The following is a 14,304-nucleotide window of genomic DNA, read 5'->3' as shown; positions in this document are numbered from 1 at the left end:
AATCCACCCTCATCCATTAATCCAATGGGTGTTGCACTTCAGATTTGAATCCGCCGAGTTTTACAGCGCATTCAATTAAGTAATTGCTGACCACAGCCTTTGTCCACCCCCAGGGGGACTGAAACTTAGAATAATCTAAATGCTCGGCTGAAAACATGCCTTCACTTCGACAATAGGCCTCTGAACCATATGCAAGATGCTGTAAGAGAAAGAGTTTTTCTGTTGTTCCGTCAATATCGATGGCATGAGACATAATATGGATCGCGCGGTTGATTAAATTTCAAGTTGAAAAAGGTATTGTACGTGTTAATTTTTTATCATTTTGATTATCGATAGTAATTTTTAAATTAAATCTTCCGCCGCATAGGTCGATAACTTGAGCGTATAGAATTTGGAGCGGCAAAATATATTTAGCATTATATTACTGAACTGATTGATGAATTATAAATTACCACTTTGAAATATTTATAGGCCCATCTTTAAGATTTTTTGGTAAATTATCAAATAATTCTTCTGATACAATAATTTTCCGCAAAGACTTCATTTCAGATAGCCAATCTGGGATGAAAGAAATTTTGGAATTTTTTATATCAATAACCTGTAGTTTTTCCATTTCAAGCATAGACTCCGGAAGTTTTTCGACTAGTGTTTTTGAAAGGCTAAGCTCAATCAAATTTTTCATTGATGAAAAATCATTAGGAAGATTCTCAATTGGGCAATAACCAAGCCCTAGTTTCTCAAGGCTGGAAATTTTGAATATATTTTGAATATCATTTTTCATTGGTGCCCCAAAGAGAAATAACTCCTTCAAGTTGGATAGCTGAAAGGCGCTTGCTGGGAATGAATCGAGTGGTGCAGTACATTCAAAACGCCTAAGACTTTTAAGAAGGCCAATTGATTCAGGAATTGTAGTAAATTCTCCGGCAGCATAAAAATGATTAAGGCTTACTAGATCTCCAATTCGGTTAGGTATGAGGTTCACGTGACGCCGAAACTCAAGGCGAGCGAGTTTGCCAAGGTTGCCGATTGACTCTGGTATGGAAACGGCACCCTGTCCTAATAAAGTAAGCGTTTTAAGATTTTCAAGATTTCCGATTGAATGTGGGATTTCTTTTATGCAATCGTTACTTATTAAAAGTAACTCTAGACCGCCTAGCTGAAAAATTCGCTCTGGAATCGTTTCAACATTTAATTGCCTTATGATAAGTTTTTTTAATTTCGGCAGACTCCATGAAATCTGTGGCATACAACCAGTTTCGTTTATCTCTATACTTTCAAGGCCCTGCAAATTTTCAATTTCAGAAGGGGCTTTTGATTTGATGGAAATGTGTGTAATTTCTTCGGTTATATAATCTATAGTAGGTTGAAACTTGAATTTAACAATATCCTCGGTCTGTAACCAATTAAGCAATTTAATCGACCAGCCTTCTTGGCACACACGCCCCCCTCTAACAAGAATTGTCTTGGCATAATTATGAGTTATGCTTGATTCAAAACCGGCAAACCTTCCCTCACGTCCCCAAATAATTTTTCCATCTGTATATTGTTCATGCGTTTGACAGTTACTATCAAAATCCCACCAAGCGGTATCCGCACCATCGCGGCTAATACTTACATATGCTCCTTGAATAAGCCCGTGGAGCGATTCCTTTGTATAAACTCCGGACTTGTTGGGAGTTGTCGAACTTAGCGTCCTTAACTCCTTCAGAGTTGGTATCCTCCAGTCCGTGTGCCCACCATGCATCCAAGGATCTGGAAGGAACCTGAATCCCGTAGCATCTTTAAGATACCATGAAAGGTTTGTCTCACGGTCAACGAATATATATTTTTCACCAATTTGTTCCGAGATTATTTCCAATTGCTTGGTGGATAAATTTAAATTTTCAGAACTCCACAAATATCCATCCACACTTGAGTCACAGTGTGGCACTATTTTACCAACTGCAATCTTCTTGAGGAAGTTAATCGCATCCTTGAATTCATTAAAAAAAATTGAACGCATGACTTATATTCGATAAATTACAATTTATTTGCTGAGAAGCCCAGTTTCGGCATCTCAATGAATTATCAGGAGTGCAGTTTTCGAATAATACATTGTTTATTCGCTACACCCTTTCTAATCATAGCTGTTGCCCTTGACTGCTCATCTGTGAAATTAGCTACGATGGTCAGCTTGCTTGACGTTCTAGTCCTCGACCGTCTAGCCTACGACCTGGGAAACGGCAAAACGTACAAAGGCTTTATTCCGCTTTTGGCAGATTGTTATCTTCCAGCCGACCAGTGCCGGTGTCCGCTTCCAGCCTTGAGCGGAACTAGGCATCTGAGCCTTCAATCAATTTCCAGCCTGTTTGGTTAGGATGTTGAGGATCCTCTTTTTGCCACTGCTTCCAGCGCCCTTAAATCTTCCGCATCGGCGGCCATGACCTCGGCCTGGCGGCGTTGGGCGTCAAAGTTGTCGTAGCGTTCGTGAGCAAGCTGTTTGGCGCGCTCATTGCTTAGTTGGCCGCTGCCTTGCAAGATGGGCTTGTCGTTGAAGGCCAGCAGTCGGTCCACGTTTTGCCGCCAGTAGTCCAGCGTGAGGGCTTGGCGATCTTTGGCACGCAGTTCGGCCTGTTCCAGGAAGATGACGACCAGTCGGTTGAGAGTGTCCACCTCTTCGGCTTGAAGGTAGTTCTTGGCCACGATCACATCTGCCTTTCGCACTCGGCTGCCCTCCCAACTGGTGAGGCCCATGTTGGGAACCTTGGCATCAGCCCTCTCGCGGATGATTTCAGCTGCGGTGTGTTGCGTGACCGCATACAGCAGTTTGTTTTGAACTTCGGCAAAAAAGAGCTGGGCGTTCTGTTCGTTGGCCTGGTAGTCGCTGCTCAGCGAAAAGAGATCACGCACCTTTTGATAAAAACGCTTTTCTGACACGCGGATCTCGCGGATGCGCGCCAGCAGTTCGTCAAAGTAATCCCATCCACCAGGGTTTTTAAGGCGTTCGTCGTCCATGACGAAACCTTTGACCAGGTATTCGGTCAGATGGGCGGTGGCCCATTGGCGGAACTGGGTGCCGCGCACAGACCGCACTCGGTAGCCCACTGCTAGGACCATGTCCAGTCGGTAGAGTTTGGTGGGATAGCGTTTGCCATCGGCCGCAGGTATTAAGTCCCGCTTAATAACTGCTTCAGCAGCCAATTCGGCTTCTTGGACGATCTTGTGCAGGTGGATGTTGATGTTGGCCACGGTCACCCCGTACAGCTCAGCCAACTGCAGTTGAGTCAGCCACAGGCTGCCTTCCAAGGCGCGAAACTGCACCTGGGTTTTCCCATCGTCGCCCTGATAGATGATCAGCTCACTCATTCGGTCCCCCGTTTTCTCCGACTCACTGGAGCCAAACGGCATTGTGCAGCCTAAAGATGCCACAACACGCCCACCCCGCCACCCGCCACCATGGCCGCCAATCCCAGTCCGACTGTCAGACCATAGCGAACCCCGCCGCTGGCCATCGCCAGAGCGGTTTTTGCCAAAGCGCTGGAGGCCAGAACGGCCACCAGTGCCCAGTGCGCCCACTCAGGTGTCATGCCGCCTGACTGAATCAGTTGCGCAATGCTGGCGGCTGCGGCATGCACTTCCACCCAAGCCACACACAGCGCAGCCACCAGCACACCCACATCGCCAAAAACATGTTGCAGCCAGGCGGCGAGCAAGGACATCAAGGCAATGACGCTGGCCATGCCCAATGCATGGGTGAGCTTGAAGGCACGCCCTGTGGGGGTTTTGGCACCATCCCCTTCGATGCGACGCAAGGCGAGCACCACCACCAGCAGCAAGCCCAGGCCCGCCAACACCAGTGGCCAGCGCATGGCCACCAGCAGGGGCGGTGAGGCGGCCCCCAGCACCCCGGCAAACAGCGTCAAAGACGCCAGATTGGCCAGCAGGGCACAAGCCGCTGCGGGCAGCGCATCACTGTGCCCGCCGCGCACGCGCTGCCCCGTGCTGACGACCACGGCAGTGGAGGACACAAACCCCGAAAAGAAGGCCGCCAGTGGCATACCCCAACGACCCCCCAGCGCCCGCTGCGCGACATGCCCCAGCATGCCCACCGCCATGACCAGCACCACGATGCGCCACAGTGTGATGGGTTGCAGCACACCCCAGGGGTCTATCGCTTGGTCTGACAGCAGCGGCATCACGACCAGTGCTGCCGCAGCCAGGATCAGTGCGTCCTGCAATTCTTGATCGGTGATCAGAACACGGCTGATGTGCTGCGAAGCTTGTTTGGCATGCAGCAGTGCGGCGGCCAACACACCGAGAGCCGCAGACAAGCTCGGGTTGTGCTGCGCCAGCGCTGACAACAACAGTGTCGTCAACAAAGCCACCTCGCCCGTCTGGTCGGGATTGGTTCGGGCAGTGGCCTGATAACCACCGATCACCAGTGCGCCGACCACCAAGACCGTGGCCACAAATGGCCAAGTGCCCAAACTCCAGCTCACATAACCGAGCATCGCCACCAGCGTGTGCGTTCGCGTGCCGGCCTTGGTCATCTCTGGCGCGTATCGGCGCTCGCGCACCACACCGATCAGCAAGCCCATCCCCAAGGCGGTCAGCAAACCGATCCAATGCGCGGAAGTGTTCATGACAAAACAAACATCATTCGCATCTGACCACGAGGCTCAGCGCTTAACCGTGATCCAGATCACTCTCGGATTGAACAAGGCTTGGCGTCGTGCGCCTGTGCCCTGCTCAAAGATTCATGCAATGTGGCTTGGGCGCAAGACACTCATGGTTTAGACATGCCAGAGCCGTGGGTAAGTGCCCTGCAAGCCCCACATCTCTTGACGCCACGCCGCCCACACCCGCCGCAGCAATTGCATGGCAGGCTCGATCACCGGTGCCAGCACCCGCAGCACGATGACTTGTTGGTGTGGTGAGGTGGCCCCTGCGGTCAGGCGCAGTTCAGACGCTTCGAGCAAATCGCGGGCGCAGGCCAAAGCCCGCTCGATGCGCTCATCGGCCATGGCGCTGCCTGCTGCAAACACCAACGTGGCCATGCAGCGTTGGCCTGCCAGGCCCAGCGGGCTGTCCATCAGGCGGGTGTCGTCGGCGTTCAGGGTGCCGCGCTCCAGCCACACGCCGGGGACTTCCAGGTGTTGGCGAAACGTGCCCTGCACATAAGGCAAGTCGGCCGCAGGCAGCCCGAATGCTGTGAGGTCCCAAGCCATCATTTCAGCGCCGGGGGCCAGGTCAAATACGGCGCTGTTGAGCGCATCGCATTGGTTGTAGGCAATGGCTTCCAAAGGCAGCCATTCCAAGCGAGCGTCAGACTCGACCCGCGCATGCACCTGTTGTGTGGCGAGGCCTGCTTCTGACCGGTAAAAACGCGTGGCACCGGGCGTGGTCACCAGGCCGTGCGCCCCTGATGCGACAGTGACTTGTATGTCGAGTGTGTCGCCACCCACCAGGCCACTGGGCGGGTGCACCAGCACGTTGTGGCAGACCGCATCGCCTTCGGGGTAGAGGCTTTGCAGGATACGCAGCGGACCCTGGTGCAGGTAGCGTGCGACGCTGCGTTCGGACTCCAGCGTGTAGTCAAGCTGCAGGCTGGCGTGCCAGGTCGAGCGTCCGGACGCGTCTGCCGCACGCACCGCACTGACCTGGCTCACCCCATCCACCTTACTCGCCTTGCGAGCCGCGGTGTGCCCAACCGGTGGTGCGCTTTTCGATGGCGCTGAACAGTTCGTACATGGCCATGGCCATCGCACCCACCACCACCAAGCCAGAAAACGCCAAGCCCATTTGCATGGCCGAACCGGCCGAGATCAGCAGGTAGCCAATGCCTTCGTTCGAGGCCGTCATCTCGGACACGGTGGTGCCCACAAAGGCCAAGGTGATCGCGACTTTGAGCGAGCCATAAAAGTAAGGCATGGAGCGGGGCAGGCCGACTTTGATCAGCACGTCCCAGCGCTTGGCGCCCAGCACGCGCAGCACGTCTTCCAGTTCAGGCTCCAGCGTGGCCAAGCCGGTGGCGATGTTCACCATGATGGGGAAGAAGCTGATGAGGAAAGCCGTGAGGATGGCGGGACCGATGCCGATGCCAAACCACACCACCAAGATGGGCACAAAGGCCGCTTTGGGCAGCGCGTTAAAGGCCGTCATGAGCGGGTACACGGCGGCATAGGCCAGGCGTGAGCTGCCGATGATGAAGCCGAGCAACACGCCCACCACGATGGCGATGCCAAAGCCGACCATGGTCACCCAAAAGGTGCGCCAGGCGTGGCCCGCGATCACGTCGCGGTATTCGATGGTTTGTTGTGCGATGCGCGAGGGGCTGGGGAACACGAATTCCGACACGTTGAAGGCGCGGCACAGGCCCTCCCAAATCAGGATGCTCAGCACCAGCAAGATCCAGGGTGACCAGCTTTCGAGGGATTTTTTGTTCATCAGGGGCTCCCGATCATTGGTTGATGGCTGTACCGGTCTTGCGCATGGCACCGATGTGGCCGCGCAGCTCGTGCACGATGTTGGTGAATTCAGGGGTGTAGGTGATCTCGAGGTCGCGCGGGCGTGGCAAGTCGATTTCTTTTTTCACCACAAAGCGGCCGGGGCTCTTGCTCATCACATACACCGTGTCGGCCAAAAACACCGATTCGCGCAAGTCGTGCGTGACCAAAATCACGTTGAACTTTTGTTCGGTCCACAGGTCGCGCAAGATGCACCAGAGCTCTTCACGCGTGAAGGCATCCAGCGCGCCAAAGGGCTCGTCCAGCAACAGCATCTTGGGCTCATGGATCAAGGCGCGGCAGATGCTGGCGCGTTGCTGCATGCCGCCCGACAGTTGCCAGGGGAACTTGTCTTCGTAGCCACCCAGGCCCACGGTGTTCAGCAGCTTGCGGGCGCGTTCTGCGTACTCTTCTTTCTTTTCCTTGAAATTGGAGCGGTAGGGCTCCACGATTTCAAGGGGCAGCAACACGTTGTCGAGCGTGGTGCGCCAAGGCAAAAGTGACGAGGCCTGAAACGCCATGCCGCTGATCTTGAGCGGACCAGTCACAGGCTGGCCATCGACCAGGATGCGGCCTTTGCTGGGCATCTTCAGACCGGTGGTCAGCTTCATGAAGGTCGATTTACCGCAGCCCGAAGGCCCGACGATGGCGATGAACTCGCCTTGCTTGACCTGCAGATTGATGTCTTCCACCGCAAAGTGGTTTTGGGCCAGCAACTCGTCGTTGTAGGCCAGCCAGACATTCTGGAAATCAACGAATGATTCTTGGGTCATGGTGTGGACTCTGAAATGGTGTTCGAAAGTGTATACAAAACATCCCCTTGAAAAGCCCACTGACTCGTTGGAGTTGAAGTGGGCTCAAGCCAGGGTGTTGAGACCCCCGGAGATGACCAAAGTTTCGGCAGGCACTGGGCTTGCCGAAACGAAGGGGGCTTATTTTTTGGCTTTGGGCAAGATGTCCAGTTCTTTGGCAGTGGGCAAGAACGAACCGTTCCAGATGTCTTCTGACTTGACGCGGGTCTTGGTGTTGAAAGCGTCAGACACTTGCGAAGCCATCAAAGACAAGCGTGGGCCATTGACCTGACCAAAGCCTTCGGCGCGGGCCGATGGGCTGTTGATCACCGTGTCGATGGCCAACTGCAAACGCCGTGTCTCGAGTGCGGTGTTGATGATGCCGTCACGGGCCTTGACGGTCTCAATGGCCGCGGCTGGGTTGTCCATGACTTCTTTGGCGCCTTTGGCAAACGCGCTCAAGAAGGCTTTCACAGCGGCTGGGTTTTCTTTGAGGATCTTGGGCGAGGCGATGATGGCGTTGCCATAGAGCTTGACGCCAAAGTCAGGGTACTGCATGACGACCACGTCTTCGGCTTTCACGCCACGCGCTTCGATGTTGAGCAGCGAGGTGAAGGTGAAGCCGGTGATGGCGTCCACGTCACCGCGCACCAACATGGTTTCGCGCAAAGGTGGGTCCATGGCGGTCCAAGTCACGTTGCCGATGTTGTTCGATTTTTGGAAGATCGGGAATGCGCGGCGACCCGCGTCAAACACGGGCGCGCCCATCTTCTTGCCAGCCAGGTCAGCCGGGGTTTTGATACCGGACTTCTTCAATGCCATCACTGAAGCGGGTGTGTTGTTGTAGACCATCATGATGGCCACGGGCTTGTTGGGCGCGTCGGGGTTGTTGGCGTGGAATTCCATCAAGGCGGCCAGGTCGGCGAAGCCCAGGTCATAAGTGCCCGAGGCTACGCGGGTGACCGCACCGCCGGAGCCGTTACCGGAGTCCACCGTCACGTCCAATTTGGCATCTTTGAAATGGCCCTTGGCTGCAGGCAACAAGAAGAAAGCCGATGGGCCTTCAAAACGCCAGTCCAGTTGGAACTTGATGGGTGTGGTTTGCGCATGCGCAGTACCAAAGGCGGCGACTGCGGCCAAAGCGGCCGTGGCCTTGATGAGGAAACGCTTGTTCATGGGGACTCCTGGTTCAAAAAAACGGTGATTTGTAACTAGCAATATCGGTGCCATTATCAAGCACTCTCCTGACAATGCTTGTCAGGTTGATTCCCTAGGAATGCCCGTTTGTGGTGACGCTGATCCGGTCCTGCTGCACCAAAAAGGTTCTCCAGAGAGTGCACTCCTTTTTTGTGTTCTTAACTGTATACACATTGAATCTGGGTGGGATCAGTGAAAACCCTGAAGCTTTCAGTGCTTGGCCTCCACCGCTTTGACCCTGACGCCGCCGATGACGCCAAGAACCAAGCAGGCAATGCCAGCCAAGGTCAGCGGCTCGGGCCAGTGGCCGCGCATCCAAAAGGCATAAGCCAGCGCGGCGAGGGTTTCAAAGACGATCAACTGGCCCGCCAGGGCGGTGGGCAGCCTTTTGCTGGCCGCGTTCCAGCACAGGGTGCCAAGCCACGAGGCCAACAAGGCAATGGTCATCATGAGACCCAAAAACTCGAGCGGGCGGGGTCCCAAGGGCATGGGCAGCGGGTTCTGAGTGGCGCTGGTCCAAAGCCAGAAGCCTGCATAACCCAGCAAGGCCAGGGGCAGCGTGGCGATGCCTTGCGCCGTGGCCCACACACGGGGGTTGCGGTTGGGATGGCCGCGCAGCCAGTCGGCGTTTTTGAGGGGGTACCAAGTCCAGCAAACCACCGCGCCCACGGCCAACGCGGCCCCGGTCATGTAGCGGCTGGTGTCGGCTTGCGGGTTTTGCAGCAGGGCGGCCCATTCCACATGGTTGACACAGGCGATGCCGAGCAAAATCAGCGCCAAAGCTGGGGCCAGTTGGCGCCACGGAAAACGCCCGTCGCGTTGGTGGTTGAGCACATTCGCCGCCACCGCAATCACCACCGGCAGCGTGCCGATGATCATGGTGGGCAGCGCACCACCTGCACGCTGGATGGCACTTGAGAGGAAGAGGTAATACAGCACATTGCCGATGGCGGCGAGTTTCAGCGCGGTCAACCAGTCGGCACGGGTCAGGCGTCGGATTTCGGCGCGGTCCACAAAGGCCAGGGGCAGGGCGATCAGCCCGAAGGCCAGATAGCGACCGAAGGTGTGCAGCGCGGCGGGGTAGTCGGGCAGCAGCAGTGGCCCTACAAACACCAAGCCCCACATCAGGCCTGCAGCCAAAGCGAACAACACACCGATCAGCATGCTTGGGCGCTGAGCGTGTGGTCGACAAAGGTCAGGGAGAGCATGAAAAACAACATGGGGCGCATTATCCTTGCACCCCCGGCAGATACGGGCCAGTGTCAGGGCGAAAGCCAGGCCTTTTGAAACCGAGCTTGCGGGTCGTGGTCTTGCGCTTGCTTGACGGGGTTGAAGCGCCGGCCCACACGCGGGTCGGTGCCGCGCCCGCTCACATACAACCAGTTGCCCTGGTTGCTGCTCACGTCAAAGTCCACCAGTTGCAATTCGAACCAGGCCGCGCCTGCGCGCCAGTCGCAAGACAAGTCGTGCACCAAGAAGCTGGCCACGATCTGACGCATGCGGTTGGAGGTGAAGCCTGTGGCGGCCAACTCGCGCATGCCGGCATCGACGATGGGCTCGCCGGTTTGGCCGTTGCACCAGCGCTGAAAGTCTTTGGGAAAGTGCGAGGGCTTAGGAAGGTTTGACAAACCCCGCGCGGCATAGAGTTGCGGGCCGTGTTGCAGGTGCAGCATGCGGAAGTTGTCTCGCCACAGCAGCTCAAACCAGAGCCAATAGGTGCCGTCGTTGCTGCCATGCCGTTGTTCGTAGGCATGAAGGTCTGCCCAAATGCGGCGGGCCGACACCGCGCCCGTGGCCAGCCAGGGCGACCAGTGGCTGCTGGTGTGCTGGCCTTGCAGGGCGTTGCGGGTTTGTTTGTAGCGGTCGGGCCAAGGGGGGGTGAGGTAGCTTTGCAGGTGGGCCAAAGCGCTGGCCTCGCCACCCCGGCAATGCGTTTGGGTGTAAGGAAAGTTCGAGCGTGGGTGTGTGTCGCCTTCGGTGTCGGCTTGCAGCAGCGTGAAGGGACAGTCGCGCCAGCCGGGTAAGGTGGGCAATGGGTCACTTGGCGGTGCGGGCAGCTGGGTGGGCGCTGGCAGCGGTGCCAGAGGTTGGAGCCGTGCCGATTCGATGCGTTGGCGAAACTCGGTGAAGACTTGCGGCATGTCTTCGGCCGCAAAGGGCAGGGCGTCGGGTTCGATCAGGCTGGATTGCCACAGGGTTTTGACCGTGAGTCCCGCGTCGATCAGCGCTTGTACTTGGGCTTCTTCTTCGGGCGCAGCGATGTCTTCGCAAAACACGGTGTCGGTGCCAACTTGGCGTGCGCAGATGGGCAGCACATCGGCCACAGGTCCGTGCAGCAACACCAGGCGCTGACCCAAAGCCTGCAGCGCGTTGTGCAGGTCTTGCAGGGTGTCGGCCACAAAGCGCCTGCGGTGCGCGCCCATGCGGCGAAAGCCCCAGGCGGTGTCTTCGTCTTGCGCGGGTTCGTGCACATAGACCAGCAAAAGGGCCTGGTTGTGCGTTTGGGCGTGGGCTATGGCTTGTTGAAGTGCGCGTTGGTCGTGCAAGCGCAAGTCGTTTCGAAACCAAAAAATGGTGGTGCGCATGGTTTAAAAATCAAAGCCCAGCTGCTTGCTGGGTGGGGTGTTGGAAGCTGAACCCGAGGACTTACCCGACTTTCGGCGGCCGGTCTTGGGGGTCTCACTGTCGCGGGTGAACACGTCACGTTGCGCGCCGCTGCCGTGTTTGCGTGAAGCGTGTTTTTCGACAATGGCTTTTTTGCCCGCCTTCACACCCGGTTCGCCCCGGCGGGCGTGCAGCGCGGCTTTGGAAGTGCGAGTGGCCTCGGCCAAATCCACCACGGGCAGGGGAATGTCGGCATCAGGCCCGCTGCCTACCGTCAGACCGCAGTGGCGCTGCACTTCAGGGGGCATGAGCCAAGGCTCGAACAACCAGGTGTCGGGCACGCGGCGCATGTGGGGCAGCCAGCGCCGCACAAAGATGCCTTTGGGGTCGTGGTCTTGCGCTTGTTTGATCGGGTTGTACACCCGCGTGGTGTTGATGCCGGTGGTGCCCGACTGCATTTGCAGCTGGCTCCAGTGGATGCCGGGTTCGTAGTCCAGAAACTGCGTGGCCAGCCAATGGCCCACGGGCCGCCAGTCCAACCACAGCGGATAAGCCGCCACCGACACCAGCATGGCCCGCATGCGGAAGTTGAGCCAGCCAGTCTCGTGCAGCATGACCACGCAAGCGTCTACCATGGGCCAGCCGGTGCGGGCCGAGGTCAGGGCCGCAAAGTGGGCGTCGTTCCATCCGTCTTCGCGCAAGCCGTCGTAACCCCGGTGCATGTTTCGCCACTCGATCTCGGGCTCGCTTTCGAGTTTTTGGATGAAGTGGCAATGCCAATACAAGCGGCTGATGAAACCGATCAGACCGGCCTTGTGCCTGCCCGCTTGCGGCGGCAAAGCATCGAGCGCAGCGCGGGTGCTTTGCACCACCTCGCGCATGCTGATGCAGCCCCAGGCCAAGTAGGCCGAAATGCGAGAACACGCGGTGGGCGACGACAGTGGCGAGGAGATGCCACCCCGGTAGGACAAGGCCCGTGCATCCAAAAAGCTGTGCAAGGTCTCTAGAGCCAAGCGACGCCCGCCGCGCTGGCGCTGGGCGGGGTTGTGCTGCAGGCCAGGTGGCGGTGCCATCACTTCGGGACCAGAATTGTCTGGCGCATGGAAAAAACGTAAATCGGGCAAGACCGCTTGCGGCGCGGCCATGTGCGCTTCCCATCGAGCCTGCCAGGTGTTGCGGCTTTTCAGGCGTCGCACCACGCCAAATTGTGGAAACTCTGTCCAGCCCACACCCACACTGCGGCACCATGCGCCGACTTGCACATCGCGCTCATAGGTGAAGGCGTTGCCGGTTTCTTCGTGTGCCACCAATTCGGCAAAGGGCGCTTGTGCGTGCAGCGTGGCCAGCACCTGCACCGCAGGCCCCAAGCGCACCTGCAAGCTGCCGCCCAGTGATTGCAAGTCCTGGTGCAGCTCGGTCAAAGATTCGCGCACAAATTCGAAGTGCTGCAAGGCCGCATCGGCTTGCGCCCACAAACCCGGTTCGACGATGTACAGGCACAGCACGGGTCCACGACAGGCAGCATGCGCGAGCGCGGCATGGTCGTGAAGACGCAGGTCGCGCTTGAACCACACCACCCGGTAGCTCATGGCTGCAGGGTCCTGTTCGATGGTGTAGGCCCGAGCCCGCCAGGCCCTGGTCCGTAACGCTCAGCGTCGATGTCGGTGCAGTCCAGCAAGGCCTGCGGCAAATCGCGCGCTTGCTGGCGCAGGTATCGGCGTACAAAGTGAGCACTGTTCCAAGGGGCGGTTGAGCCGCTCCAAACGGCCCGGTCTTGAACGCGCCATTGGCCGCCTTGCAGCCGCAAGACCACCAGTGCGGGCTTGAGGCTTTCAAAAGCCACCTCGGCCAAAGCCCAGTCGCCCAACTGGCGAATCTGCAAGCCCCGCGCGCTTTGCGAGTCGGGCAGGCTGTGCTGGCGAATGACGGCCAACACCTGATCGGCTGCTGGGCTGTCCATCTGCAGGGGGGCCAGCTGGCTGCAATCGCGGCGCCAAGCCAGTGCCTGTTCGGCTGCCCAGCCGGTCACATCAAAGGGCTGGCCACTGAGTACCAACAAGCGTCGGCCATCCAGCCGCTCCCAGTCCACATGGCTGTCGATCACCATGGCCGTGGTGAGCAAAACCAAAATGGCGGCCACATGCCGTTTCATGCCAACAGGCCTTGTAAGCAGGCGGGTGAAAAGCCAACGCGATCATGTTTTTGTAGTGCTAAAGAAACCATTGTGGTCAACGGAAAGGTTTTCAAAAAATAAATGGTTGTTTTGTGACTGTATAGTCATAGAATATCCCATCATTAACGGAGAAGGCCATGATCCAGAAGAAAACCGTCAAAGCCCTTGACATCGCTGTGTTCATCACGTCCCGCTCGGTCATCAAACACGTGACCACCGAAGAGATCGCCAGCGGTCTGTCTTTGTCTTCTTCGTACACCGAATCCATCCTCAAAGAGCTGCGTGAAGCCGGTCTGATCCGCGCCCACCGCGGTCCGGGTGGTGGCTACCAAATCCGCGGTAACCCCGAAGAGATCAGTTTGTGGGATGTGGTGAAGCACTTTGAAGAGGTGCACAGTTTTGACAAGCTTTACCCGGATGCTGACCACCCCATGAAAGCGCTCGAGACGGGCATCCAGGACAACATGCAGGCCTTGCTGCAGGCGCAAACCTTGGCCGATGTGGCGGTTCCCTTCATGCCCCGTGATGCACGGGTCACTTCCATGATGGGCCAGTTCCGTTTGAAGCCACTGCCGCCACCGGTCATGCCGCGCGCGCCCAACTCGGTGTTTCAGCTCAGCATGATGATGTGAGCTCAGTCGCCTTCAATGCGACTCCCAAGCAAATTCACGCAGTTGTTCCAGGGTGACGTACTCAAGGGCTTTTTGGTGCGTGCTTTCTAAAATCACGTGGGGTGCAACGCCCGCCTGAAAAGCTTCCAGCCAGCGCATGGCACATAGACACCACCTGTCACCCGCCTTCAGACCCGCAAAGCGGTGTTCGGGACGGGGGGTTATCAAATCATTGCCACGCGAGCGTGAGTAATTCAAAAAATCCTGTGTGACTTTGGCGCAGATCACGTGGGTGCCCACGTCTTCTTCAGTGGTATTGCAGCAACCGTCCCTGAAGTAGCCCGTGAGGGGGTCATAGGAGCAGGGGATCAATTCGCCACCAAGAACGTTCAAGCCGGAGCGAGTCATGAGAATCCAAGAACAGTGGTTGAGAGGATGCGTAT

13 protein-coding genes are annotated in these 14,304 nt (G+C 56.9%); 1 reads left to right on the top strand and 12 read right to left on the bottom strand.

What is annotated here, in order from left to right; translation table 11 throughout:
• Nucleotides 1-448: 448 nt before the first annotated feature.
• The 11 genes from ABWQ00_RS08715 to ABWQ00_RS08665 form a co-directional block, all read right to left on the bottom strand.
• A complete protein-coding gene (locus tag ABWQ00_RS08715; RefSeq protein ID WP_353238276.1) occupies nucleotides 449-2,002 on the bottom strand; it encodes a leucine-rich repeat domain-containing protein in 1,554 nt (517 codons plus the stop codon).
• A gap of 350 nt (nucleotides 2,003-2,352) precedes the next feature.
• Nucleotides 2,353-3,345 (bottom strand): virulence RhuM family protein, encoded by a 993-nt coding sequence (locus tag ABWQ00_RS08710; RefSeq protein WP_353238275.1) that lies wholly within the window; start codon nucleotides 3,343-3,345, stop codon nucleotides 2,353-2,355.
• A 50-nt stretch (nucleotides 3,346-3,395) separates the two neighbouring features.
• Nucleotides 3,396-4,622 (bottom strand): MgtC/SapB family protein, encoded by a 1,227-nt coding sequence (locus tag ABWQ00_RS08705; protein WP_353238274.1) that lies wholly within the window; start codon nucleotides 4,620-4,622, stop codon nucleotides 3,396-3,398.
• Nucleotides 4,623-4,772: 150 nt separating this feature from the next.
• Nucleotides 4,773-5,657: an urease accessory protein UreD gene (locus ABWQ00_RS08700; protein ID WP_353238273.1), complete on the bottom strand. Its 885-nt coding sequence runs from the start codon at nucleotides 5,655-5,657 to the stop codon at nucleotides 4,773-4,775.
• A gap of 1 nt (nucleotide 5,658) precedes the next feature.
• Nucleotides 5,659-6,426, bottom strand: a complete 768-nt coding sequence (locus ABWQ00_RS08695) for an ABC transporter permease (protein ID WP_353238272.1) — start codon at nucleotides 6,424-6,426, stop codon at nucleotides 5,659-5,661.
• 13 nt (nucleotides 6,427-6,439) lie between these two features.
• The gene (locus ABWQ00_RS08690) at nucleotides 6,440-7,258 is read right to left on the bottom strand and encodes an ABC transporter ATP-binding protein (RefSeq protein WP_353238271.1); all 819 of its coding nucleotides are present in this window, start codon (nucleotides 7,256-7,258) and stop codon (nucleotides 6,440-6,442) included.
• A gap of 159 nt (nucleotides 7,259-7,417) precedes the next feature.
• Complete coding sequence (locus ABWQ00_RS08685) at nucleotides 7,418-8,452, bottom strand: ABC transporter substrate-binding protein (protein WP_353238270.1); 1,035 nt, start codon at nucleotides 8,450-8,452, stop codon at nucleotides 7,418-7,420.
• Nucleotides 8,453-8,683: 231 nt separating this feature from the next.
• Complete coding sequence (locus ABWQ00_RS08680) at nucleotides 8,684-9,637, bottom strand: DMT family transporter (RefSeq protein WP_353238269.1); 954 nt, start codon at nucleotides 9,635-9,637, stop codon at nucleotides 8,684-8,686.
• Between the two features lie 98 nt (nucleotides 9,638-9,735).
• Nucleotides 9,736-11,058, bottom strand: coding sequence for a DASH family cryptochrome (locus ABWQ00_RS08675; protein WP_353238268.1), 1,323 nt, complete (start codon nucleotides 11,056-11,058; stop codon nucleotides 9,736-9,738).
• A 3-nt stretch (nucleotides 11,059-11,061) separates the two neighbouring features.
• Nucleotides 11,062-12,666, bottom strand: coding sequence for a cryptochrome/deoxyribodipyrimidine photo-lyase family protein (locus ABWQ00_RS08670; RefSeq protein WP_353238267.1), 1,605 nt, complete (start codon nucleotides 12,664-12,666; stop codon nucleotides 11,062-11,064).
• Nucleotides 12,663-13,229 carry a hypothetical protein gene (locus tag ABWQ00_RS08665; protein ID WP_353238266.1) on the bottom strand — a complete coding sequence of 189 codons (567 nt, stop codon included), beginning with the start codon at nucleotides 13,227-13,229 and terminating at the stop codon, nucleotides 12,663-12,665. Before ABWQ00_RS08665 ends, ABWQ00_RS08670 begins: the two co-directional genes overlap by 4 nt.
• Before the next feature lie 158 nt (nucleotides 13,230-13,387).
• Here ABWQ00_RS08665 and ABWQ00_RS08660 point away from each other — a divergent pair, with 158 nt between their 5' ends.
• A complete protein-coding gene (locus tag ABWQ00_RS08660) occupies nucleotides 13,388-13,882 on the top strand; it encodes an RrF2 family transcriptional regulator (protein WP_353238265.1) in 495 nt (164 codons plus the stop codon).
• Between the two features lie 12 nt (nucleotides 13,883-13,894).
• On the opposite strand, the gene ABWQ00_RS08655 is transcribed toward ABWQ00_RS08660, so the two are convergent.
• Nucleotides 13,895-14,269: a DUF2237 family protein gene (locus tag ABWQ00_RS08655; protein ID WP_353238264.1), complete on the bottom strand. Its 375-nt coding sequence runs from the start codon at nucleotides 14,267-14,269 to the stop codon at nucleotides 13,895-13,897.
• Nucleotides 14,270-14,304 lie beyond the last annotated feature (35 nt).

The organism is Limnohabitans sp. (assembly GCF_040400975.1).
In the GTDB taxonomy this organism is placed as follows: Bacteria; Pseudomonadota; Gammaproteobacteria; order Burkholderiales; family Burkholderiaceae_C; genus Limnohabitans_A.
Note: the sequence above shows the minus strand (reverse complement) of the source record. Positions and strands in the feature narration are given on the sequence as shown.